Source organism: Marinobacter sp. G5_S1_61_S3, assembly GCF_054968585.1.
Map to the genome: position 1 here is coordinate 148,178 of NZ_JBQKUK010000012.1, position 21,921 is coordinate 170,098.

Genomic DNA, 21,921 nt, shown 5'->3' on the forward strand with positions numbered 1-21,921 from the left:
AGGCTGACAAATCAGCCCGGTAACGCCATACTGTCCGGCAATACTTGGGAACAACCAGTCATCGGATTAACACAGGACATGTGAATGAGACGGGTAAGAAGTCTACACCACGCCAGCACACGCGCACTCGCCCTTGCCACCTGCTTAACCGTTCTGCCCGGCCTTATTCATGCCCAGGAAGCCGATGAAGAAACCCGACGCCTGCTGGAAGGCATCCAGCACGGTGAGCAGGTGGAAATACAGCTGCCTGATCCGGAAGAACAGCTGCCACTGGACGACCTTCGCAAATTCGCTGAAGTGTTTGGCCGAATCAAGGATGCCTATGTGGAAGAGGTGGACGACCGCCAGCTCCTCGAAAGCGCGATCAAAGGCATGTTATCTGACCTGGACCCGCACTCCACCTATCTGGCCCCGAAAGACTACGAACAGCTCGAAGAGAGCACCTCCGGCGAGTTTGGCGGCCTGGGCATCGAAGTAGGCATGGAAGATGGCTTCGTAAAAGTTATCTCTCCCATCGATGACACCCCTGCTCAGAAGGCCGGTGTACAGGCGGGCGACCTGATCATCAAACTGGGTGACCAGCCGGTGAAAGGCATGTCGCTGGAAGAAGCCGTTAAACTGATGCGCGGCAAGCCAGGAACCGTCCTCACCCTGACCATTATGCGTGAGGGAGAATCAGCGCCGATCGAGATTGATGTGACACGCGACATCATCAAGGTCACCAGCATCAAATCCCGCATCATCGAGAACGGCTATGGCTACGTCCGCATAACCCAGTTCCAGGCGGATACCGGCACGCAGTTCACCAAGGCACTGGAAGCCCTGGAGAAAGAACATGGCAGCGACCTGGACGGCCTGGTGATTGACCTGCGCAACAACCCCGGCGGCATTCTCCAGGCGGCGGTTGAAGCGGCCGATGCCCTGCTGGATAGCGGCTTGATCGTCTACACGGAAGGCCGCATCCAGAGCTCGCGCCTGCGCTTCAATGCCAAACCCGGAGATGTGATGCCGGATACGCCCATTGTTGTTCTGATTAACGGCGGTTCAGCCTCTGCATCCGAGATTCTTGCGGGCGCGCTTCAGGATCACCAGCGTGCCGTGGTCATGGGCACCCAGTCGTTCGGCAAAGGCAGCGTGCAAACTGTCATCCCCCTGGATGAGACTCACGCCATCAAGATGACCACCGCCCGCTATTACACCCCGGATGGGCGCTCCATCCAGGCCAAGGGGATCAAACCGGATATTGAAGTGAAGCCGGCGCAGCTGACTGAGCTCGACAGTCAGCCGTTCTTTACCGAGGCGGATCTCAGCGGCCACCTTGAGGGGCAGGATGAGGGGCAGCAGGAAGAACCGCAAAAGCAGGAGGACGCACAAAGCACGTCGCCGGCGAACAAGGACTTCCAGCTACGCTCTGCACTGAACCTGCTGAAAGGCATGAGCATTCTCAACAAGCGTAACAAGCCGACACAGGAAAGCGCGGATTGAAAGTTCTAGCAACACTGATTGCCGCCCTTTTGGCCACCTCCCCGGTTGTTGCCGGGGAGCATGAGGGGCAACTCCCGCCCACTATCGCCATCATCATCGATGACATGGGGCATAACCTGGTGGAAGGTGAGCGCCTGATCGCCCTGGATCAGCCCATCACCCTGGCTTTCCTGCCCTACCGCAGATACACCACCAGACTGGCGGAGTTGGCCCACCAAAAGCACAAGGAAATCATGCTGCATGCGCCAATGGCCAATACCCGTAACATCGGCCTTGGGCCCGGCGGCCTGAACCCGGACATGGACCAGAACAGCATAGCCACTACCTTGCGGCGAGCGCTCCAGTCCATTCCCCATGTGCAGGGCGTGAACAACCATATGGGCAGCCTGCTAACTCAACAACTTCAGCCGATGGACTGGGTGATGTCTGAACTCGATCACTACCCGGTCTATTTCGTGGACAGCCGCACCATCGCTTCCTCCATTGCGGGCGAAGTCGCAGCCGCTTACCGCATACCCACCCTCACCCGCGACGTGTTCCTGGATCACGAGCAAACCGAGGAATTCGTGGATCAGCAGTTCGAGCTTCTTATCAAGCGGGCAAAGGAAAACGGCAGCGCCATCGGCATTGGCCATCCTCACAAGGTAACGGTGGATTATCTAGAGAAACGTCTGCCAGAGCTGGACGAGCAGGGAATTGCCGTAGCGACCGTCAGCGGCGTATGGGCGATGAGGAATGGCAACCGACCAATGTTTGCGGAAGGGGAAAAGCGGGCGATTCGGCCCGCGCTGGCGAAGCAGGAATGAGGCCCGACCTCAATCCCGCACCACAATCCCCTGGGCCTTCATAAATGCCTTTGCTTCGGGAATCGTATGCTGACCGAAGTGAAAGATGGACGCCGCCAGCACGGCATCCGCGCGACCTTCGGTCACACCGTCTGCCAGATGCTGCAGCTCGCCCACTCCCCCTGAAGCAATGACCGGCACCGATACAGCGTCGCTGATGGCACGGGTCAGCCCCAGGTCGAATCCGATTTTGGTGCCGTCCCGGTCCATGCTGGTCAGCAGCAACTCGCCGGCACCCATCGCGGTCATCTTGCGAGCCCACTCAACCGCATCCAGCCCTGTCGGCTTGCGCCCACCGTGGGTGAAAATCTCCCACCGGGGCTCCTCTCCTTCACCACTGACACGCTTGGCATCAATGGCGACAACGATACACTGACTGCCAAAACGGTCGGCGGCCTCACGCACGAAGTCCGGATTGAATACCGCCGCAGTATTGATTGACACCTTGTCCGCGCCTGCATTCAGGAGCTTGCGGATGTCCTCAACGGTGCGCACGCCGCCACCCACCGTCAGCGGGATAAACACTTCAGCCGCCATGCGCTCCACAGTTTCATAGGTGGTATCGCGGCTTTCGTGACTGGCGGTGATGTCCAGGAAGGTGATTTCGTCGGCGCCCTGTTCGTTGTACTTGCGGGCCACTTCCACCGGGTCACCAGCATCGCGGATATCGACGAAGTTCACGCCTTTTACAACGCGGCCTTTATCGACATCCAGGCAGGGAATAATGCGTTTTGCCAGAGCCATAATTCGTGTTACCCCTTCAGGCTGTCGCAGAAGGCCTGGGCCTCGGCCACATCCAGGGTGCCTTCATAGATGGCTCGGCCGGTAATCGCACCGAGGATGCCCTTGTCAGCCACGGTAGCAAGGCGCTTGAGATCGTCCATGTTGGTAACGCCTCCAGAAGCGATCACGGGGATGCCGCCTTCTTCCGCCAGTGCCGCGGTGGCTTCCACGTTCACGCCCTGCATCATGCCGTCGCGGCTGATGTCGGTGTAAACAATGGACTCGACACCGTCGTTGGCAAAACGTTTCGCCAAGTCGGTCGCCATGACTTCAGACACTTCCGCCCAGCCGTCAGTGGCAACGCGGCCGTCTTTGGCGTCCAGGCCCACGATAATGTGGCCGGGAAAGCGCTTGCACATCTCGGTAACGAATTCCGGTTCTTTCACCGCCTTGGTACCAATAATGACCCACTGTACGCCGGCTTTCAGATAGGCCTCGATGGTTTCCGCCGAACGAATACCGCCGCCAATCTGGATGGGCAAATCCGGGTATTTGCGAGCGATGGCCTGGACGATTTCGCCGTTGACGGGTTCACCGGCGAAGGCGCCATTCAGGTCCACCAGATGCAGGCGGCGGGCGCCAGCATCCACCCAGCGGGTTGCCATATCAACAGGATCGTCACCGAAAACGGTGGAGTCGTCCATACGGCCCTGGCGCAGTCTTACGCATTTGCCGTCTTTAAGATCTATGGCCGGGATGATCAGCATGTTCCAGTCCAGTTGGTAAAGTTTTTCAGTAACTGCAGCCCCGCCCGAGCGCTTTTTTCAGGGTGGAACTGCACCGCAAAGATGTTATCTCTCGCTACTGCTGCAGCCAGGTCAACGCCGTAATGGGTACGGCCGGCAATATCCGGGTTGCCCTCGGCTTCAGCGTAGTAGCTGTGCACGAAATAGAAGCGGTCGCCGTCGGGAATATCGTGCCAAAGCGGGTGATCCATGGTCTGGTGCACTTCGTTCCAGCCCATATGAGGCACTTTCAGACGTTCGCCGTTCTCGGTGAGATTGTCACCGAAGAAGCGCACCTCCGACTGGAACAGGTCGATACAATCCACCCAGCCGTTTTCCTCGCTGCGGGACATCAGCGCCTGCATGCCTACGCAAATGCCGAGCAACGGACGGTCAGCGGAGACTTCCCGCACCAACTCATCAATTCCCAGGCGGCGGATTTCCGCCATGCAGTCGCGGATGGCGCCCACGCCAGGGAGGATCACCCGGTCCGCGCTGCGGATCTGCTCGGCGTTGTCGGTGACCAGAACACGGGTGTCCGGTGCAACGTGCTCCACCGCTTTGCTGACGGAATGAAGGTTACCCATGCCGTAGTCGATAATGGCAACGGTTTTCATGCGAAGAGAAACTTCCTGAATCGTGGTTCTTTAGTTGAGCCCAGGGCCGCTTACAGCGACCCCTTGGTGGACGGGGTAATACCCGCCATTCGCTCGTCCATTTCAATGGCCATACGCAGGGCACGACCGAAGGCCTTGAACACGGTTTCGATCTGGTGGTGGGTGTTCTTACCTTTCAGGTTATCGATGTGCAGGGTGACCATGGAGTGGTTCACAAAGCCGTGGAAGAACTCCTCGAACAGGTCGACGTCGAAGCCTCCTACAGCACCACGGGTATAGGGCACATCCATCATCAGGCCGGGACGACCAGACAGGTCAATCACCACGCGGGACAGTGCTTCGTCAAGCGGCACGTAGGAATGGCCGTAACGACGGATGCCCTTCTTGTCGCCAACCGCCTGCTTGAAGGCCTGGCCCAGGGTGATACCAATATCTTCCACCGTGTGGTGGTCATCAATGTGCAGATCGCCCTTCGAGACAATGTTCAGGTCCACCAGCCCGTGGCGGGCAATCTGATCCATCATGTGCTCAAGGAAAGGCACGCCCGTGTCGAAGCTGGACTTGCCGGTGCCGTCGAGATCGATCTCGACGGTGATCTGTGTTTCCAGGGTATTTCTTTCTACCCGAGCCTTGCGTTCGGCCATGGGGACTCCAAAGTCATCAGTCGGCACATGCCGGAAAAGTGTCTGTGCGCATTATACCTTTTATGATTCCCCGCGTCCCGCAATGGCCTTTATAGCCTTGATAGCGACGACCATCAGAACGCTTTTTTGAGGTTACTCATGTAGGTATCGACCAGGCTGTTGAACTCGTGCTTGATCACGGGGCTGATGGCCAGTTTCAACAGGCTCGGCAGCGGAACGGTCAACTCGGCGCTGGTCTGGAATTTCACCGAAGTAGTGCTGTCGTCTTTCTTCTTGAGAGTCCAGGAGCCTTTTACCACACCGTTACCCTCGCCTTTCACCGGCTCCCAGGTAATCCTGCCGTTGTCCTTGTCCGCGAAGTACTTGCACGCGTATACAGACTGGATGGCATGCTTGTCCACGCCCACCTTTTCCATTTCCCAGCGATAGGCGTTGTCACCCAGATCCACCAGGTTATGCACCTTGGGGAAATGGCTTGCCGATGCGGGCACGTCCGCCAGCAGCTCGAATACTTCGTCATATCCGGCGGGCAGATCCAGTTCCCGGTTAAGCTCAATAGAGACAGTAATAGCCACTGTTTGCTCCTTTTTATCGTTGTAAGACGCGCTTTATATCGTTGTGTAGAAATAAGGTGCCTATTTTGGCTGATCACTAACGTATTGTCATACACTCAGGCTTTTATTTTGTTACCCCTGGGTTATCCTTGGGCTAATCACAAGCCCAGTTACCGGACACGAATTAACGGAAGGACGCCAAAATCATGAAAGCTGTTCGCTATGTGGCTCTTGCCATCGTTGGCCTGCTCATTCTTGCCGTTGCCGCCGTCGCTATCGCGGTCGCCGTTATTGACCCAAACACCTACAAGCCACAGATTGAGAAAGTGGTCGAGAGTAAGACCAATCTGGACCTGATACTGGCCGGGGATATTGGCTGGTCTTTCATCCCACTAGGCCTGGAACTGAACGACGTTGAGGCCACCCTGGAAGACGAACGCCTGGTCAAGCTTGACCAACTGGTGGCTCAGGTCAGCTTCTGGTCCCTGATAACCATGTCGCCCCGGGTGGATACTTTCCTGTTGAGCGGGCTGGACGCCAACCTGTCCGTTGATGCCAACGGCACCGGTAACTGGACCCGCATCATGCCGGAAGGGGAAGAACAGCCGCAGCAGGAAGAACCCGCCGCGCCAGCCGAAACCGCTGAAGAACAGCCAGAGAGCAGCGGCGCCCGCGAGCCCTTGAACTTCAACGTAGAGAGCGTGGAAATCAGCAACGCCCGCGTTCATTACGAAGACAAGGGCACGGGCCAGGCATTTACCCTGGAAGATTTCACCGTAAACGCCAGCGAGATCACCCTGGGTTCAAGCTTCCCGTTGGACGTCTCGTTCCGCTTCGCCACCAACCAGCCGCAGTTTGAAGTTCAGGGCGACATCAGTGCCCGCCTGGCCGCCAATGAAGCGCTAAACGAATTTGGCGTGTCCGACCTGGAAGCCATCTTCGACATGAACGGCGAGCCTTTTGGCGGCGAATCCGTTCGCGCCGAAATAGCTGGCTCCCTGGAAGCCAATCTGGAAAACGAAACCGCCACGCTTAATGGCTTTACCGCCAGCCTGGCCGACCTGACGCTCAACACAGACCTGACGGTGAACGGCTTTGGCGACAAGCCGAAACTCGAAGGCAGCCTCAGCATTGACGAATTTTCCCTCAAAGCGCTTCTGGCGGCCCTTGGCCAACCCGCCATCGAAACAGAAGACCCTGACGTCATGAAGGCCATCGCTTTCTCCACCAACATCGGTGGCCCCGCCGGCACCGTGGAACTCAGCGACCTGACCATCAGCCTGGACGACACCACCTTCCAGGGCAGTGCCAGTTACGCCCTGGCCAACAGCGGTATTGGCCTGAACCTCCAGGGCGACGCGATCAATGCCGACCGCTATCTGCCGCCTGCCAGTGAGGAACAAACCGATGCCGCCGCCGAGGAAGCCCCGCAAGGTGGTGGCGCCCCGGCGGAAGAAGGCGACTTGCTGCCCCTGGACACACTCCGTTCGCTAGCACTGGATATCAATCTCGGGCTGGGCGAACTGATCGTCAGTAATCTCACCATCAAGGAAATCAAATCGGTGATCACCGCACGCAATGGTGTGCTGGAAGTGCAGGACTTCAGCGGCAAACTGTACGAAGGCTCCTTCGGCGCCAAAGTGACCCTGGATGCCCGCACCGACAATCCGAAGTGGAGCATCGGTTCCAAGGTCAACAACGTACAGACGTTGCCACTGCTGACCGACCTTGCCGAAGTGGACATGCTTGCCGGTGGCGCCAACCTGTCCGTGGATGTGAATACCACAGGCAATCGCATTTCCGCCCTGCGTAGCAACGCCAAAGGCGACATCAACTTCAACCTGGCCGAGGGTGAGTTCACCCGCATGAACCTCACGCGCATGGCGTGCCAGGGCATTGCACTGGCCAACCAGGAAAGCCTCTCTACATCAGACTGGGGCACCAGCACGCCGTTCAACGACATGAAGGGCACCCTCAAGATTGACGGCAACACCCTGAACAACACGGACCTTGTGGCTGCCCTCGCCGGCATGAGACTGGAAGGCGACGGCACGGTGGACCTGGCTGCTTCCGACCTGGATTACGAAGTTGGCCTGCGGATCGTGGGCGAGATCCACCGGGACGAAGCTTGCCGAGTGACCGAATACGTGGAAAACGTGGTGATCCCGGTTGAGTGCCGCGGCGACTTCGCGGAAGACCCGGCCGGCCTCTGCTCCTTCGACGGCTCACGCTTCCGCGACACCCTGAAGACCATTGCCGCCAACGCTGCCAAAGCCAAGGCGCGCGAAAAAGTGGACGAGGCCAAATCCAAAGCGGAAGACAAAGTCTCCGAAAAACTGAAAGAGAAGCTGGGTGAAGAGAGTGGCGAAAAGGTGAAAGACGCCCTCAAGGGCCTGTTCGGTCAATGAACGACGGTTTTGCCCAAAAGCTTCTCGCCTGGTACGACGAAAACGGCAGGCACGACCTGCCCTGGCATCATGACCGGAACCCATACCGCGTGTGGGTTTCGGAAATCATGCTGCAGCAAACCCAGGTGACCACTGTTATTCCCTACTTCGAAGCCTTTATGCAGCGCTTTCCAGACGTGAAAGCGCTCGCTTCTGCACCGGTGGATGACGTTCTCAGCCATTGGTCCGGCCTTGGGTACTACGCCCGCGCCCGCAATCTCCAGAAAGCGGCGCAACAGGTGGCCAACGAGCACGGAGGCGAGTTTCCCGGCAACCTGGAACAACTCCAGGCGCTGCCCGGCATTGGCCGCTCCACCGCGGCGGCCATCCTTGCCCAGGCCTTCCAGCAACGGGCAGCCATATTGGACGGCAACGTGAAACGGGTACTGGCCCGCTACCACGCCATCCCCGGCTGGCCGGGTAAAACCGACGTGCTCAACCAACTTTGGGAGCGCGCTGAAGAACACGCGCCCGATGCACGCATCCGCGACTACACCCAGGCCATCATGGATCTGGGCGCCATGGTCTGCACCCGCAGCCGTCCAGCGTGCGACAACTGCCCACTACAGAACGGGTGCGACGCCTATGCCAACAACGAAACCAGCCTCTACCCCGGCTCAAAGCCGAAGAAAGCCAAGCCCGAAAAAACCACCTGGATGGTGATACTGGAAGATCACCAAGGGCGCATCCTGCTGGAACGCAGGCCTCCCAGCGGCATCTGGGGCGGCCTCTGGAGCCTTCCGGAACTGGACCCGGCCTACGGCCCGGAAGAACTGCCAGACGCCTGCGAACAGGCCTTCGGCTTCCACTGTGGCGAACCGGAACTCACCAGCGGCTTTCGGCACACCTTCAGCCATTACCACCTTCATATCCAGCCGGCACGGCTCACCGTACAAAGCCCCGCTCACATCAATGATCGGGACAGCTACAAATGGGTCCACCGGGACCAGGCCCTTACCCTCGGCCTGCCGGCCCCCATTCGCACACTGCTGACCGCGCCGGAACAAACCCTCTTGCTTTGATCTGTTATCATCCCAGCAGATTCAGCAACACCACCTCCAAACAGGAGCAGACATGAGCCGCACCGTATTCTGTCGCAAATACCAGGAAGAACTCGAAGGGCTGGACTTCCCCCCCATGCCCGGCAAGAAAGGCGAAGACATCTACGAAAACGTCAGCAAGAAAGCCTGGGAAGAGTGGCAGGCCCAGCAAACCATGCTCATCAACGAAAAACACCTGAGCCTGATGGATCCCAACACCCGCAAGTACCTGCAGGCGCAGATGGAACGCTTCTTCAACAACGAGCCGTTCGATAAGGCTGAGGGCTATGTACCACCAGAGAAGTAGGCGCACCCAACTTGTGGAAGCGCCTATCAAAATTTTCCCGGAACGGCCTTGACTCAGGCAACCTAAACCGGTTTAATAGCGCCCCGTTGCAGCAGCACCGCAACACGCCCGGATAGCTCAGTCGGTAGAGCAGGGGATTGAAAATCCCCGTGTCGGTGGTTCGATTCCGCCTCCGGGCACCATCAGATTCAATGACTTAGCCCGCCTTGTGCGGGCTTTGTTGTTTCTGGTGTCCACCAAGTGTCCACAAACGATTTAAGAGCGAAAATGATCTCTGCAAGTGAAATCAAATACTGGATAATCGGTACCGCAATCGGCGGAATCGCACTTGGTTTAGGAGCCACGACAGTCTACAGAAACTATCTTTCACAAGGCACGAAGATCGCTCTCTCGGAAATCGATCAAAAAGCAATGAATGACAAATTCATGCTCTGTCATGTCAGACATTCAACGAACAATTACTCACCAGCAATACCGAAAGAAGACTGCATCCAGTTTTTCACAGAAAGTGTACCAAGGGTCTTTGATTTCGATGGAGCTAATCAATCATTCCCCCTTAACTCTGTGAGGGAGGAAGACTTCGTAGAATTGTATCAAGATCTACAAAAAGACCTTGAAGCAGCAGAGATGGATCGCCTACCGCCATTGGAAGAACTGACACACGGAAACATTAATCTAAACAATTAATCAGAGACAGGCGTAATTCAGTACCTTATCGATATGTGAGGGAGATAGATGGGCGCATCTCATAAAATGTTATTTTTTCAAAATTAAATAGAATCAGCTCAGATAATTACAACTCTTGACATGTTCAAAAATAGCTGAACAAATATCTCGAACCTCATCGGTAAGATCCCATTCGATTTCATCCATAACGCTTAGCGCAATTTTACAAAACCGAAGCTTGTTCTTAATCGTTCCACTGTCTTCTGAAAAAAACCTGCTTTCTTTTGGAACACCGCAAGCACGATCCAAGAACCTTCCTATCCCATCTCTTAGGGAGTTGCTATAAGTTTCATACTTTAGCTTTTCGAGGCCATCAATATTCACGAAATCCTTTTTCGTCCTTTTAGTTTCATAAAAATTAGCTGCAGTTCCCTTTAAAACATCCAGAGGCAGCAAGTTTTCAATTTCCTTGCAATCAAGGATATAAAATTTTTCAGAAAGACTGGTTTTAAGCCTATCAGCTCTGTCACCTTTATTCTTAATGTCACCATCAGCTATCAGAAAAATATTAGAGGAAGCCTTTAGGGCAGACAAGTTGTCATTTTTGTCTCCGTCAGAACCAGTTTTGGAAAAACTCCAATGGCTCAGAGCTGCACCCTGATACTCCACAAAAGTGTAATGGAAATTTTCAGACAAAGAACTTAGGAGAGATTTTTCAGCGTCGTCTGACAACTCTTCTATATATTTTTGCATAAATCGACGCAGATATAGCCTATCAGTAATACCCTCTACCCAAATAGAACTATTAGCCAAAAAAAGAGAGGAAGGAGTGACGCCAAGGGCCTCCAATATTTCTTGATCTTGTTCTTTAGACTCAACTAGAAATTTGAGGCCACCTTCATTCCTCTCCTTTTTAACTTTGTTTATTGACACATCATTCCTTGACTCGGCAAGATCAAGAAGGTGATTACTGTGTGAGACAGCAACAAATTGGTGGTCTGTGAACTCAAGTAAAAAAACAGCTAGCTTTTGCAAAAGGCCAGGGTGCAGAAAAATCTCAGGCTCTTCGACGAAAAAAACAGAGAACTCTTCCGTTAAAAACGCAGCTGATGTAATTATTATAACTTGCTGCAGCCCATCACCAAGATCATATATTGGAAATTGATCTTCGTCCCCAATTTTCACAGCTACCGTATCACCATCATACTGTGGTATTAACGTAACCTCATTGCCATTAAAAAAATGGTCTCCGAGAAGTTTCTCGTAACGCTTTATAACCTCCCTTTGGCCGGGCTTCCCCAACAAAAATCGAGCAAGCAAATCATATAAATTATATCCTGTTATAACATTTTCAGCATTAAACCCTGGAATAGAAAAATAATCAGCGATTGTCCGCGACTTGAACAAATCATTATCTTTATCTAATGGTCGCATTCCTCTCAATGCTGGAAGATAAAATCTTCCAAAATTATTAGCTAAAGTTGACCAACTAGGTTCAAGCTTAACCATTGGGCAAGTTGGATCACTTTTAAATCTCGCTCTTTGTTGATCTGAAACCTCTATTTCTGCTACCGATCCATCTAAACGATCGTCAGACCTCACGAAGTCACAGAACTTATTATATTTATTAATAAACTCTGACACTTTATTCCTTAATACGAAATCTCCGGTCGCAATTTCTAAGGCGTCCGCTCCTTTAAAAAATTTATTTGCTTTATCTTTAGATATAAAATTAATCATAGATCCTAGACTATCTTTCAACTCATTACTAAGTACGGAGGAGCATATTCTAAGATCACCTGAATCGGCGGAAAATAATTTTCTAATAAGTCGACTTTTCCCAGAATTGTTAGCCCCAATGAATATGGTAAACCTATTAAACTCAATCCTGCCGGAATCACTGAGGGCGTGATAATCAGAGATTTCGGAACAAGTCATACTATCGAAGAAGAATGTCATAATATGTGTCACCAATATTCAATGTTTTGCGAAAGCCTTGAAAGATTCTCACCTAAAATGTCTTACAATGAACTCTTTATGGCCGGCTATCAATGAAGGCTTTCGCGGTAACGTGAACAAGCAGCATCACGGTATTTTCGGCTTTGCTCGACCCCATCTTTCCTGAATTCCTCAGTCCAGAACTCGCACATTTGTTTGTTGGTGCGAATCACACTCGGATCTGTGCGATTCCGAGCTTGTTGACGTCGGCTCTCCTCCAGGCGCTGCTGCTCCTGTCTTGCCTGATCAGCTAAGAAATCATTGGGCGATACGGTAGAGCTCCTGGATGGTTGTTGTGCTGAGCTGGGCGGAGCGTTGAATGTAGGACGACCACCAAAGATCTCTTCCATAGCCGCTCCCATGATGGCGAAAGACAGAAAGAAACCGATAATTACTATTATTGCCCAGGAAACGATATTGCCAACGACGACTGCAGAAAAGATCTTGAACCAGGACATCATTCACTCCTTTGAATACCAACATGAATTTAGCCATTCCTCTACTTCGATGTCCATCCGTAAAGACCAACTTGAAAAGATCTTTTTTAAGACTTAAAATTAGATCTAAAAATAAGGCTAACCAAAACAGATAACCACGGAGCACAGACATGAAGAGCCTTTTTGCGAGGCTTGCGGCCACTATTTCGGAGCTGAAAGCTAATCCGAACGAGGTGCTCAATCAGGCTAACGGCGAGCCGGTCGTAATTTTGAGCCATAACAAGCCCAGGGCTTATATGGTGCCGGTTGAAACGTTCGAAGCTATGCAAGAGCAGCTAGAGGATTACCGGCTTCTACAGGAGGCACGCAAGCGTATGGACGACGAATCAGTACCGGTGACTATCGATGAGCTACGAGCTGCAATTCAAGAAAAAAGCGCTCAAGGAGTGGAACAAGCTTAACCCTACTATCCAGGCGGAGTTCCTGAAGATCCTGGAACGACGCTTGGAAAATCCAAGAATTCCGAAACACCAGTTGAAGGGCTCCTCCGACTTCTACAAGATCAAACTCAGATCTCAAGGCTTTCGCCTGGTTTACCATATTGACGACGGAAAAGTGGTCGTTACGGTGGTCACAGTTGCCCGCAGGGATACCGTTTATAAAGACTTCTAAGTGTCAACGAAGCGTCCACGCAATCGCGGTTTTATGTGGCTTTCAGTGGTTCGGAAATCGCGTAAATGATTGATTATGCAGTACTGTGGTTTACTGTGTCGCTTGGTACTTGGATTGAAAATCCCCGTGTCGGTGGTTCGATTCCGCCTCCGGGCACCATTAAGAATTCTGACAAAGCCCGCCATTGTGCGGGCTTTGTTGTTTCTGCCGCCCTACTTTTGCTCCGCCGGCTTAAACGAGACCGGTGCCTTTTTCTCGCCGAACCCGAATGCGTGTTGCCACACACGGGAAAATACCTGCTTTTATCCTCTACCGCTCCATCCGCATAACTGCTGAGATAACAACGCTCATATTTGCGTCTAACATTCTCTGAAACCAGAATGACTTACATCATTAACACCACTGCCAACAGCGCCATTTTTCAGGGAACCATCCATGCTTCTTTCGTTTCTGGCTATCGCCATCGGCCTCACCGTTCTGGTGTGGAGCGCCGGCAAGTTTGTTGAGGGTTCTGCGGCCACGGCCGGATACTTTGGCATGCCACCGCTGTTGATCGGCATGGTGGTGGTTGGTTTTGGTACATCGGCGCCGGAGATGGTGGTGTCTGCCCTTTCCGCCACTCAGGGGAATCCGGGATTGGCACTGGGTAACGCCTATGGCTCAAACATCACCAACATCGCCCTGATCCTGGGTATTACGGCGTTGATCAGCCCGATTGCGGTTCACTCGCAGGTGATGCGCAAGGAGCTGCCTATACTCACCGCTGTGACGGCACTGGCAGCCTGGCAGGTGTGGGACCGCGAGCTGACGTTTGTGGATGCGCTGGTGCTACTGGGTGTGTTTTTCCTGTTGCTGGCCTGGTCCATCCGCCAGGGTATGACTCAGAAAAACGATGCCCTGGGCACGGAGGTTGCGGAAGAAATGAGCCATTGCTCCATGCCACTTCGCAACGCGGTGCTGTGGCTGATTGCGGGCCTGTTGCTGCTGATCGTGAGCTCGCGGATTCTGGTCTGGGGCGCCGTTGAGTTGGCGCTTGGCTTTGGCGTAAGCGACCTGATCATCGGGCTGACCATTGTGGCGGTGGGAACTTCCCTGCCTGAACTGGCGTCGTCGGTTATCGCGGCGCGCAAGGGTGAGCATGACATTGCCCTTGGCAACATTCTCGGCTCGAACCTGTTCAACACCCTGGCGGTTGTGGGCATTGCCGGCACCATCAGCCCGATGGCAGTGGCACCAGAGGTGTTCTACCGGGATATCGCGGTGATGTCAGCGCTGACTCTGTCGCTGTTTATACTGGGCTATGGCTTTCGCGGGCCGGGACGGATTAACCGGTTGGAGGGCGGGCTTTTACTCGCCTGTTTCGTAGGCTACACCGTCTACCTGATCTCAACCACGTTCACATCCTGACCGGGCCTAGCCAAGCAGGCACTCCCGCGAGAGCTTCTGGCTAACTTCCCGGCGCTGTCGCCGCAGGCGGTTGCCCTGGTCGTTGGAGTACCCGGCCCGCAGTTGCTTCTGGATGCGGTCCAGCTTTTCCCGATACTCCTTACAGCGGACGTTCTTACGCTCACGCTCGCGGGCTTCCTGTTTGTCGGATAACGTTCGCCCGCCACCGTTGCCCGCTTCCAGGCTACGATTCACCTGCTGGTTGATGGTGCTCACCCGCTTGCCCCGGGTGATGTTCTCCCGCATGGGAATCAGCGAGGGCGTCCTCAGCTCAACGCGTTTGTGTTCGCGTACACCGGGCTTTATGTCAGTAAAGTGAGCAACCCCCTGTTCATCAACCCAGGTGTACATTTTTTGGGCTGATGAGATGGCGGGAATAACGAGCAATACAAAGACTGCGGCCTGCCTCCATGGCATTGGTTTCCACTCCCTGTGGTTTGTGTGTCGGCGCGGGCATTATAAACAAAACCGCGTGCGAGTGAGAGGGCCAGTATGACGGCTGGCCCACAGATCAAGCATCCAGCAACTCAATCCAGTGTTGAACTGGCACCTGAGCCTTGGTTTCCAGATGCATCTGACAGCCAATGTTGGCGGTGACGATGCGGTCAGGATTGTCTACAGTCAGCGCCTTGAGCTTGTTGTTCAGCAAGCGCTGGCTTAACTTGGGCTGGAGAATGGAGTAGGTGCCGGCGGAACCGCAGCACAGATGCTTCTCCTTGGTTTCAGCCAGATCAATGCCCGCCCTGCGCAATACCTGATCTACCACGCCGTTTTGCTGCATGGCGTGCTGCAGGGTGCAGGGGCAATGGAAAGCGACCTTACCGGCTCCCTGGGGTACCTTCAGTTTTTCCAGGTCCTGTTTGAGCAGGAAAGCGCCTAGGTCAATGGTCATGTCGCTGACTTTCTGCGCCTTGGCGGCATACATCGGGTCATCCTTTAGCAGATGGCCGTACTCCTGAACCATCGCCCCGCAACCGGAAGCGGTCATGATGATGGCCTCGGCGCCAGCTTCGATGGCGGGCCACCAGGCGTCGATGTTGCGGCGCATGGCGTTGAAGGCCTGATCATGTTCCGAGAGGTGATGGTTCACTGCACCACAGCATCCGGCTTCCGGAGCTTCCACCATGGTGACACCCAGTTTGTAGAGCACCCGGGCGGCAGCGGCGTTGGTGTTCGGCGTGGCGGAGGGCTGAACACAACCGGCAAGGGCCAGCACAATGCGGTCGTGGCTGGCAGCCGGCCAGGGGCTGGCCTTTTTTCTGGGCGGTACTTTGGTGCGCAATACGGATGGCAGTACCGGGCGGAACAGTTGGCCCATGCGTAGCAGGAAGCCGAACAGTCGACGGTTGGGAAGTACCCGGGCCAGCGACCAGCGTATCCAGCGCTCTTTGGGTGGCCGTGGCATTTCCTGTTCCATCAGGCCTCGGCTGATGTCGACCAGGCGGCCGTATTTCACACCGGAAGGACAGGTGGTTTCACAGCTGCGGCAGGTGAGGCAGCGGTCGAGGTATTCACGGGATTTTTCGGTGACTTCTTCGCCTTCCAGGAACATTTTCATCAGGTAGATGCGACCGCGGGGGCCGTCGCGTTCGTCGTTCAGTTCCTGGTACGTTGGGCAGGTGGCGGTGCAAAAGCCGCAATGTACGCAGGCACGCAGGATGGATTCGGCTTCCTGGCCTTCTGGGGTGTTGGCGAATTGTTGGACTAAATTGGTTTGCATTGTTTACCTGCTTTTTTTGATTTGGAGCACAAGTGAGCGGTAACCCCTTTTCTGAAACACGCTCCTTCGGCACATCCATGTGACGCTTGGACTCCGCCATCCATGGCTCCGTACAGTTTCAGAAAAAGGGCCACCACTCACTTCCCCGGCATCTCAGAAGGCCCGCTCAGTTTCCTGTGAGATACCGGAGCTGATTGTTACAACCAGCTATAAAGTCGGCCCGGGTTAAAAATACCGTCGGGATCGAACGACTTTTTCAGCCGTTGCTGAATTTCTTTTAGCGCCCTTGGCTGGTGGTGCATCACTTCATCGGTGCGATCCCCGCCGCGGAACAGGCTTACCTGGCCGCCGGCGCGTTGCGCCATGGTTTCCAGTTTGGCGATGTCGGCTTCGCCCCGATACCAGCGCTGGGAGCCAGCCCAGTCGATCAGCCAGGGGCCATCGAGGTCCGGGTTTTCGGCGGTGGAGCCGACGGAGAAGCGCCAAAGCGGTTCATCACCGGCAAAGAATTCGTGCTGCATGTGTTGTAGCTGTTGCCAGAACTGGTCACCCTGCTCCATGACTTCACCGGTCCACTTTTCGGCGGTGGCCTCCACGGCGGATTTGGCGCCCGCGAGGCGCAGATACACCTTGCCGTCCACCCAGGCGGCGCCGGTGATGGGCTTGGGCTCTTTGGCGCGGCTGTTCATGTAGTGGATGACTTCGTCCATCGCCATGTCCTGCACCAGGGTGACGGACATCGCCGGTTTGGGCATGACTTTGAGGCTGATTTCGGTGATCGCGCCCAGTGTGCCCATGGCACCGGCCTGTAGCCGGGAGGTGTCGTAGCCGGCCACGTTTTTCATTACCTGACCACCAAAGCGCAGGTGTTCACCCTTGCCGTTGAGCAGGCGGATGCCCAGCACCTGGTCCCGTACCGAGCCGGACCAGGGCCGTGCGGGGCCGGAGAGGTTGCACGCGAGCGTGCCACCGAGCGTGGAACCATCACCAAACCTGGGCGGTTCGAAGTGCAGGCACTGGCCTTCTTCGGCCAGGGTGGCTTCGATTTCCGCAAGGGTGGTGCCGGCACGTGCGGTCAATATTAGTTCCACAGGATGGTATTCAACGATGCCTGTGTGCTCGCCCATGTTCAGAGAGCCTGCATCAGCGTCGGCGGCCCGCCCCATGAAGGCCTTGGTGCCACCGCCTTCGATATTCAGTTTCTGGCCCGTCTTGCGGGCCTGGAGAACCTGCTCCTGCAGCTTTTGAGACAGATCAGCCATGCGCCGCGTCCACCGTGTCGTGCTTGTGTTGTTTGTGCTCGAGTGAGCGGTATTCCTGACAGAAACGCAGGGCCGGGACGCCCTTGCCAGGGTTGAGAATGCCAGCCGGATCGAACGCCGATTTGACGTCGTGGAACTGCTGCAGTTCCTCGTCGTTGAACTGTATGGCCATCTGGCGGATTTTTTCCACACCCACGCCGTGTTCACCGGTGATGCAGCCCCCCACTTCCACGCAAAGGTTGAGAATGCTGCTGCCAAAGGCTTCGGTGCGCTCAAACTCGCCGGGCACGTTGGCATCAAACAGGATCAGCGGGTGCAGGTTGCCGTCGCCAGCGTGGAATACGTTGGCTACCCGCAGGCCGAATTCTTCGGACATTCTCTCCATTTCCAGCAACACGTGCGCCAGGTGCCGACGCGGAATGGTGCCGTCCATGCAGTAGTAATCCGGCGAGATACGGCCCACTGCCGGGAAGGCCGATTTACGGCCTTTCCAGAGCAGCGCCCTCTCCTCTTCGCTCTGGGAGGTTTTGACCGAGGTAGCGCCCAGTTTTCGGAACACATTCTCGGCCTGTTCGATGTGTTCATGGACTTCTTCCTCGGTGCCGTCCACCTCGCACAGAAGCAATGCTTTCGCCTCGCGCGGGTAACCTGCCTGGGCAAAATCGTCAGCCGCAATAATCGCATGGCCATCCATCATTTCCAGGCCGCCGGGGATGATGCCATGGGAGATAATTCCGCCGACGGCATCGCCGGCTTTCTGCACACTGTCGAAGCCGGCCATCACCACCTGGGCTATCTCCGGTTTCGGCAGCAGTTTTACTTTCACTTTGGTGACGATGCCCAGCAACCCTTCAGAGCCGGTCATCAACGCCAGCAGATCCATTCCACAGGCGTCCAGAGCGTCGTTGCCGACGGTCACCCGGTCTCCCTCGGCGGTGATCATTTCCACGCTGAGAATGTTGTGAACGGTCAAACCGTATTTCAGGCAATGCACGCCGCCGGAGTTTTCCGCCACGTTGCCGCCAATGGTGCAGGCAATCTGGGAGGAAGGATCCGGCCCGTAATAGAGACCGTACTGGGCAACCTCCTCGCTGATCGCCAGGTTACGCACACCCGGTTGCAGTAAGGCCGTTCGCGCCAGCGGATCGATGTCCAGGATGCGGTTGAACTTGGCCAGCGACAACACCACGCCTTCCTTGTGCGGCATGGCACCGGCACTCAGGCCCGTTCCAGCACCACGGGCCACAACCGGCACTTCGTGCTCGTTGCAGATGCGCATCACCCGTTGCACCTGTTCGGCGGTCTCCGGCAGCACCACGAGCATTGGCATCTCGCAGTACATCGACATACCGTCGCATTCATAGGGTTTCATGGTTTCGTCATCGGTAATGACGAAGTCCGGGTCTATGAACGCACGGAACTGTTCCGCCAGCTCCGCTGCGCTGATTTTCGGTTTGCTGTTCATATCATTCTCTGGGAGTCATGGCTTTCAGTGAGACAGCCATCAACCGCGTTTGGTTTCAAAGTGATCAATCCCTGCCTGGGCACAGTCCATATCCTGTTGGGGGGTGCCAGAGCTGATACCGATACCGCCAACAACCTCGCCATCGACCATCACCGGCAGGCCACCACCGACAGAACTGATACGCCCACCCACTTCGGTATGAATGCCGAAAGCCAGCTTGCCGGGTACGTTCACGGCGTTGTAATCGTGTGTCGCCTTTTTCGCCGCTGATGCGGTGAAGGACTTGTCCTGGGCAATGGTCACGCTGGTGATCTTGCCGCCGTCCATGCGTTCGAACGCGATCAAATTGCCGGACTCGTCGGTGATGGCGATGCACATGGGTACGCCGATCTCGCGCGCCTTCTCCGCCGCGCCTTCGATGAGTATTCTGGCGTCCGCCAGATCAAGTCGTTTAACCGTCAACATGAGCAATTACTCCTCTTTATTAGCCATAAACCAGATTGGGCAGCCAGGTAACGACGCCCGGAATGAGCACACAGATAAACAAACCGAATGCCTGAATAGCAAGAAATACCAGTGACGACTTGAAGATTGTGCCCATGGTGATATCCGGCGGACACACGCCCCGAATGTAGAAGAGTGCGTAGCCGAACGGCGGGCTCAGGAACGACATCTGCATGTTCACCAGATAGAGCACACCAAACCACAGCACCACGTCCTCACCGGGCACGGCCGGGAAACCCAGCAGGCCAGGGAATTCCAGCGCCTCGACAATCGGAATGAAAATGGGCACAGCCAGCAGCAGAATACCCACCCAGTCGAGGAACATGCCCAGCACCACCAGCAGCACCATCAACAACAGCAGAACGGCGTAGGGCGACAGACCAATACCGAGGATGGTTTCGGTAATGAAGTCCTGACCACCCTGCAGGATGTAGAACCCGACAAACACCGATGCACCAAACATGATCCACAGCACCATCGCCGAAGCCTTGGCGGTGGTGACCGACGCATCGCGCAGTGTGGCGACAGAGAATACCTTGTGTTTCATGGCCACCAGGATCGCCCCGAAAGAACCGATACCGGCCGCCTCAACGGGTGTCGCAACACCGCCAAACAGTAAGCCCAGCACCAGGAATACCAGTACCAGTGGGGCGATCAGGTCTTTCAGCAGCAGGAGTTTTTCCTTGAGGCCAATCCGCTCTTCCTCCGGCACTGGCGGCCCGAGTTCCGGATTGAGCCACGCGCGGGTACCCACATAAATCACGTACAGGCCAGCCAGAATCAGCCCCGGAATCACTGAGCCCAGGTACAACTCACCTACTGACTGCTGCGCCACAACCGCATAAAGGATCGCCAGGATGGAAGGCGGGATCAGGATGCCCAGTGTGCCCCCGGCCATGATCGAGCCCAACGCGATCTTCTGGTCGTACCCGCGTTTGAGCATCGCCGGTAGCGCAATAATGCCCATGGTCACCACGGCCGCACCAATAACCCCGACCATGGCGGCCAGAATCGTGGACGCCAGTATGGTGGCAATGGCCAGGCCGCCACCCAGGCCGCCCATCCACTTGTAGACCACGTTGAACATCTCTTCGATCAGGCCCGCCCGTTCCAGCATGGAGGCCATGAAGATGAACAGGGGGATCGCTGCAAGGTCCGAGTTGGTCATCATCGGGAAGATTCGACTGGGGATGATGTTCAGCATCATCGAGTCGCCCACCAGATAGATAAACGCCACGCCCAGGCCACCGGTCACAAAGGCCAGCGGCAGCCCCATCATCAACAGCACCGCCAGGGAGCCAAACATGATGTAGGTCAGCGGACCAATCTTCACATCCGACAGCATGCCGGAGAGCTTGAACAGGAATTTTTCGTCGCTCCAGGGGTCATAAAACAGGATATTGATGACTTCCACCAGCACGACAAAAGCAAGGGCAATCGTGGCGATGATCATCAGCCAGGTGCCGAGCTTGCCGATCAGCGAACCCGTGCCCTGGTTGGTCATGGTCTCTGTGCTCATGCGTGTTGCTCCCGGCCGAGTTTAATGAAGATAGTGATGTCCTTGAGCAGTTTGGACAGGCCCGCCAGGAACAGCAGCGTCGACCCGAGGAGCATAACGCCCTTCACCGGCCAGTACTGAATGCCCCATGTCTCAACGGTTCGTTCGTCCATGGAATAAGAGTTCTCAAGGAAGGTCCAGGAGGTAATCATCAACGCAATCGCGAACATGAAGAAGAACATGGACGTGAAAATATCCATGCCCACGCGGCCCCGAAGTGGCAGGAAGTTGTAAACCACGTCAACCCGCACATGGGCACCGTGAAGCAATGCAAACGCACCCGCCATCAGGTACTGCATGCCGAACAGTAGAAAACTGGCCTCGTGTACCCAGATGGTGGGCTGGTTGAATAGATAGCGCATCACCACTTCGAAGAAATAGAACACCACCGCGTTCACGGTCCAGAAGGAAATAAAGACACCGGATTTCTCGCTGATCCAGTCCACCGCCTTGGTGAACCAGTTACTCGCATCACTGTAATCAACGCTTTTTTTCAGTTCCGCTTCAATCTGTTGAAGCTTCTGGTTGGCCTCGGCATTTTTGTCGATGGCTTTCACACCCCGTTGGGACAACCAACGGTCCAGCGCCATCATGATCAGCGGCATGACCGCCAGCCAGCCCCAGTAGAACCAGTGAGGCAATACAAAGCCGAACGCACTCAGGTCAGACATGTTTTATCACCTTTAATCACAGAGCGGGGAAGGCAGCGAGCGTGCCATCGGCGCACTCCCTGCCTTCCCCGTGAT

General features: G+C 55.4%; 23 protein-coding genes and 1 tRNA gene. 10 read left to right on the top strand and 14 right to left on the bottom strand.

Translation table 11 applies throughout. The features are described from left to right. The first annotated feature begins 84 nt into the window (after positions 1 to 84). Entirely contained in the window at positions 85 to 1,485 is a 1,401-nt protein-coding gene (locus ACTRWH_RS13580) for a S41 family peptidase (RefSeq protein WP_228210144.1), read from the top strand. Continuing rightward, positions 1,482 to 2,291 carry a divergent polysaccharide deacetylase family protein gene (locus ACTRWH_RS13585; protein ID WP_075194386.1) on the top strand — a complete coding sequence of 270 codons (810 nt, stop codon included), beginning with the start codon at positions 1,482 to 1,484 and terminating at the stop codon, positions 2,289 to 2,291. The genes ACTRWH_RS13580 and ACTRWH_RS13585 overlap by 4 nt, the downstream gene beginning before the upstream one ends. A 9-nt stretch (positions 2,292 to 2,300) precedes the next feature. Here ACTRWH_RS13585 and hisF read toward each other — a convergent pair whose 3' ends face one another. The 5 genes from hisF to ACTRWH_RS13610 all read right to left on the bottom strand — a co-directional run bounded on the left by hisF (position 2,301) and on the right by ACTRWH_RS13610 (position 5,674). Continuing rightward, on the bottom strand, positions 2,301 to 3,074 hold the full coding sequence (hisF, locus tag ACTRWH_RS13590; protein ID WP_075194385.1) for an imidazole glycerol phosphate synthase subunit HisF: 774 nt from the start codon (positions 3,072 to 3,074) through the stop codon (positions 2,301 to 2,303). A gap of 8 nt (positions 3,075 to 3,082) precedes the next feature. Next, on the bottom strand, positions 3,083 to 3,820 hold the full coding sequence (gene hisA / locus ACTRWH_RS13595; RefSeq protein WP_036208766.1) for a 1-(5-phosphoribosyl)-5-[(5-phosphoribosylamino)methylideneamino]imidazole-4-carboxamide isomerase: 738 nt from the start codon (positions 3,818 to 3,820) through the stop codon (positions 3,083 to 3,085). After that, positions 3,814 to 4,455, bottom strand: a complete 642-nt coding sequence (hisH, locus tag ACTRWH_RS13600) for an imidazole glycerol phosphate synthase subunit HisH (protein ID WP_085679168.1) — start codon at positions 4,453 to 4,455, stop codon at positions 3,814 to 3,816. Before hisH ends, hisA begins: the two co-directional genes overlap by 7 nt. Before the next feature lie 50 nt (positions 4,456 to 4,505). Continuing rightward, positions 4,506 to 5,099: an imidazoleglycerol-phosphate dehydratase HisB gene (hisB, locus tag ACTRWH_RS13605; protein ID WP_085679165.1), complete on the bottom strand. Its 594-nt coding sequence runs from the start codon at positions 5,097 to 5,099 to the stop codon at positions 4,506 to 4,508. Positions 5,100 to 5,212: 113 nt separating this feature from the next. Next, a complete protein-coding gene (locus ACTRWH_RS13610; RefSeq protein ID WP_075194381.1) occupies positions 5,213 to 5,674 on the bottom strand; it encodes an SRPBCC family protein in 462 nt (153 codons plus the stop codon). Positions 5,675 to 5,859: 185 nt separating this feature from the next. Here ACTRWH_RS13610 and ACTRWH_RS13615 point away from each other — a divergent pair, with 185 nt between their 5' ends. The 5 genes from ACTRWH_RS13615 (at position 5,860) to ACTRWH_RS13635 (ending at position 10,134) form a co-directional block, all read left to right on the top strand. Further along, positions 5,860 to 8,061 carry an AsmA family protein gene (locus ACTRWH_RS13615; protein WP_228210143.1) on the top strand — a complete coding sequence of 734 codons (2,202 nt, stop codon included), beginning with the start codon at positions 5,860 to 5,862 and terminating at the stop codon, positions 8,059 to 8,061. Beyond that, a complete protein-coding gene (mutY, locus tag ACTRWH_RS13620) occupies positions 8,058 to 9,122 on the top strand; it encodes an A/G-specific adenine glycosylase (RefSeq protein ID WP_228210142.1) in 1,065 nt (354 codons plus the stop codon). Before ACTRWH_RS13615 ends, mutY begins: the two co-directional genes overlap by 4 nt. A gap of 52 nt (positions 9,123 to 9,174) precedes the next feature. After that, positions 9,175 to 9,447 (top strand): oxidative damage protection protein, encoded by a 273-nt coding sequence (locus ACTRWH_RS13625; RefSeq protein ID WP_036208753.1) that lies wholly within the window; start codon positions 9,175 to 9,177, stop codon positions 9,445 to 9,447. Between the two features lie 106 nt (positions 9,448 to 9,553). Beyond that, a tRNA-Phe gene (locus ACTRWH_RS13630) sits at positions 9,554 to 9,629 on the top strand. Positions 9,630 to 9,714: 85 nt separating this feature from the next. After that, entirely contained in the window at positions 9,715 to 10,134 is a 420-nt protein-coding gene (locus ACTRWH_RS13635; protein WP_228210141.1) for a hypothetical protein, read from the top strand. 93 nt (positions 10,135 to 10,227) lie between these two features. Here ACTRWH_RS13635 and ACTRWH_RS13640 read toward each other — a convergent pair whose 3' ends face one another. Continuing rightward, a complete protein-coding gene (locus ACTRWH_RS13640) occupies positions 10,228 to 12,072 on the bottom strand; it encodes an AAA family ATPase (RefSeq protein WP_228210140.1) in 1,845 nt (614 codons plus the stop codon). Positions 12,073 to 12,161: 89 nt separating this feature from the next. Continuing rightward, positions 12,162 to 12,569 (bottom strand): hypothetical protein, encoded by a 408-nt coding sequence (locus ACTRWH_RS13645; protein ID WP_228210139.1) that lies wholly within the window; start codon positions 12,567 to 12,569, stop codon positions 12,162 to 12,164. A 149-nt stretch (positions 12,570 to 12,718) separates the two neighbouring features. On the opposite strand from ACTRWH_RS13645, the gene ACTRWH_RS13650 reads away from it, so the two are divergent. The 3 genes from ACTRWH_RS13650 to ACTRWH_RS13660 all read left to right on the top strand — a co-directional run bounded on the left by ACTRWH_RS13650 (position 12,719) and on the right by ACTRWH_RS13660 (position 14,627). After that, entirely contained in the window at positions 12,719 to 13,009 is a 291-nt protein-coding gene (locus ACTRWH_RS13650; protein WP_228210138.1) for a type II toxin-antitoxin system Phd/YefM family antitoxin, read from the top strand. Further along, positions 12,954 to 13,220, top strand: a complete 267-nt coding sequence (locus tag ACTRWH_RS13655; protein WP_228210137.1) for a type II toxin-antitoxin system RelE family toxin — start codon at positions 12,954 to 12,956, stop codon at positions 13,218 to 13,220. Before ACTRWH_RS13650 ends, ACTRWH_RS13655 begins: the two co-directional genes overlap by 56 nt. Positions 13,221 to 13,655: 435 nt before the next feature. Beyond that, positions 13,656 to 14,627 (top strand): calcium/sodium antiporter, encoded by a 972-nt coding sequence (locus ACTRWH_RS13660; RefSeq protein WP_228210136.1) that lies wholly within the window; start codon positions 13,656 to 13,658, stop codon positions 14,625 to 14,627. A 6-nt stretch (positions 14,628 to 14,633) separates the two neighbouring features. Here ACTRWH_RS13660 and ACTRWH_RS13665 read toward each other — a convergent pair whose 3' ends face one another. The 7 genes from ACTRWH_RS13665 to ACTRWH_RS13695 all read right to left on the bottom strand — a co-directional run bounded on the left by ACTRWH_RS13665 (position 14,634) and on the right by ACTRWH_RS13695 (position 21,846). Beyond that, positions 14,634 to 15,083 (bottom strand): DUF4124 domain-containing protein, encoded by a 450-nt coding sequence (locus tag ACTRWH_RS13665; protein WP_228210135.1) that lies wholly within the window; start codon positions 15,081 to 15,083, stop codon positions 14,634 to 14,636. Positions 15,084 to 15,177: 94 nt separating this feature from the next. Beyond that, positions 15,178 to 16,386, bottom strand: a complete 1,209-nt coding sequence (gene glcF / locus ACTRWH_RS13670; RefSeq protein WP_462826518.1) for a glycolate oxidase subunit GlcF — start codon at positions 16,384 to 16,386, stop codon at positions 15,178 to 15,180. A gap of 197 nt (positions 16,387 to 16,583) precedes the next feature. Continuing rightward, positions 16,584 to 17,648, bottom strand: a complete 1,065-nt coding sequence (gene glcE, locus ACTRWH_RS13675) for a glycolate oxidase subunit GlcE (protein ID WP_228210133.1) — start codon at positions 17,646 to 17,648, stop codon at positions 16,584 to 16,586. Further along, complete coding sequence (locus ACTRWH_RS13680) at positions 17,641 to 19,113, bottom strand: FAD-linked oxidase C-terminal domain-containing protein (protein WP_228210132.1); 1,473 nt, start codon at positions 19,111 to 19,113, stop codon at positions 17,641 to 17,643. The genes glcE and ACTRWH_RS13680 overlap by 8 nt, the downstream gene beginning before the upstream one ends. 39 nt (positions 19,114 to 19,152) lie before the next feature. After that, complete coding sequence (locus tag ACTRWH_RS13685; protein WP_007153417.1) at positions 19,153 to 19,578, bottom strand: GlcG/HbpS family heme-binding protein; 426 nt, start codon at positions 19,576 to 19,578, stop codon at positions 19,153 to 19,155. A gap of 19 nt (positions 19,579 to 19,597) precedes the next feature. Then, the gene (locus ACTRWH_RS13690; protein ID WP_051946996.1) at positions 19,598 to 21,136 is read right to left on the bottom strand and encodes a TRAP transporter large permease; all 1,539 of its coding nucleotides are present in this window, start codon (positions 21,134 to 21,136) and stop codon (positions 19,598 to 19,600) included. Next, positions 21,133 to 21,846, bottom strand: a complete 714-nt coding sequence (locus ACTRWH_RS13695) for a TRAP transporter small permease subunit (RefSeq protein WP_036208727.1) — start codon at positions 21,844 to 21,846, stop codon at positions 21,133 to 21,135. Before ACTRWH_RS13695 ends, ACTRWH_RS13690 begins: the two co-directional genes overlap by 4 nt. Between the last annotated feature and the right edge of the window lie 75 nt (positions 21,847 to 21,921).

Excerpts from the sequence above, each read along its gene's own strand:
- ACTRWH_RS13580 (WP_228210144.1), top strand. The coding sequence starts at position 85 with ATGAGACGGGTAAGAAGTCTACACCACGCCAGCACACGCGCACTCGCC.
- hisF (WP_075194385.1), bottom strand. The coding sequence starts at position 3,074 with ATGGCTCTGGCAAAACGCATTATTCCCTGCCTGGATGTCGATAAAGGC.
- hisA (WP_036208766.1), bottom strand. The coding sequence starts at position 3,820 with ATGCTGATCATCCCGGCCATAGATCTTAAAGACGGCAAATGCGTAAGA.
- hisH (WP_085679168.1), bottom strand. The coding sequence starts at position 4,455 with ATGAAAACCGTTGCCATTATCGACTACGGCATGGGTAACCTTCATTCC.
- hisB (WP_085679165.1), bottom strand. The coding sequence starts at position 5,099 with ATGGCCGAACGCAAGGCTCGGGTAGAAAGAAATACCCTGGAAACACAG.
- ACTRWH_RS13615 (WP_228210143.1), top strand. The coding sequence starts at position 5,860 with ATGAAAGCTGTTCGCTATGTGGCTCTTGCCATCGTTGGCCTGCTCATT.
- mutY (WP_228210142.1), top strand. The coding sequence starts at position 8,058 with ATGAACGACGGTTTTGCCCAAAAGCTTCTCGCCTGGTACGACGAAAAC.
- ACTRWH_RS13625 (WP_036208753.1), top strand. The coding sequence starts at position 9,175 with ATGAGCCGCACCGTATTCTGTCGCAAATACCAGGAAGAACTCGAAGGG.
- ACTRWH_RS13635 (WP_228210141.1), top strand. The coding sequence starts at position 9,715 with ATGATCTCTGCAAGTGAAATCAAATACTGGATAATCGGTACCGCAATC.
- ACTRWH_RS13640 (WP_228210140.1), bottom strand. The coding sequence starts at position 12,072 with ATGACATTCTTCTTCGATAGTATGACTTGTTCCGAAATCTCTGATTAT.
- ACTRWH_RS13645 (WP_228210139.1), bottom strand. The coding sequence starts at position 12,569 with ATGTCCTGGTTCAAGATCTTTTCTGCAGTCGTCGTTGGCAATATCGTT.
- ACTRWH_RS13650 (WP_228210138.1), top strand. The coding sequence starts at position 12,719 with ATGAAGAGCCTTTTTGCGAGGCTTGCGGCCACTATTTCGGAGCTGAAA.
- ACTRWH_RS13655 (WP_228210137.1), top strand. The coding sequence starts at position 12,954 with ATGAGCTACGAGCTGCAATTCAAGAAAAAAGCGCTCAAGGAGTGGAAC.
- ACTRWH_RS13660 (WP_228210136.1), top strand. The coding sequence starts at position 13,656 with ATGCTTCTTTCGTTTCTGGCTATCGCCATCGGCCTCACCGTTCTGGTG.
- ACTRWH_RS13665 (WP_228210135.1), bottom strand. The coding sequence starts at position 15,083 with ATGCCATGGAGGCAGGCCGCAGTCTTTGTATTGCTCGTTATTCCCGCC.
- glcF (WP_462826518.1), bottom strand. The coding sequence starts at position 16,386 with ATGCAAACCAATTTAGTCCAACAATTCGCCAACACCCCAGAAGGCCAG.
- glcE (WP_228210133.1), bottom strand. The coding sequence starts at position 17,648 with ATGGCTGATCTGTCTCAAAAGCTGCAGGAGCAGGTTCTCCAGGCCCGC.
- ACTRWH_RS13680 (WP_228210132.1), bottom strand. The coding sequence starts at position 19,113 with ATGAACAGCAAACCGAAAATCAGCGCAGCGGAGCTGGCGGAACAGTTC.
- ACTRWH_RS13685 (WP_007153417.1), bottom strand. The coding sequence starts at position 19,578 with ATGTTGACGGTTAAACGACTTGATCTGGCGGACGCCAGAATACTCATC.
- ACTRWH_RS13690 (WP_051946996.1), bottom strand. The coding sequence starts at position 21,136 with ATGAGCACAGAGACCATGACCAACCAGGGCACGGGTTCGCTGATCGGC.
- ACTRWH_RS13695 (WP_036208727.1), bottom strand. The coding sequence starts at position 21,846 with ATGTCTGACCTGAGTGCGTTCGGCTTTGTATTGCCTCACTGGTTCTAC.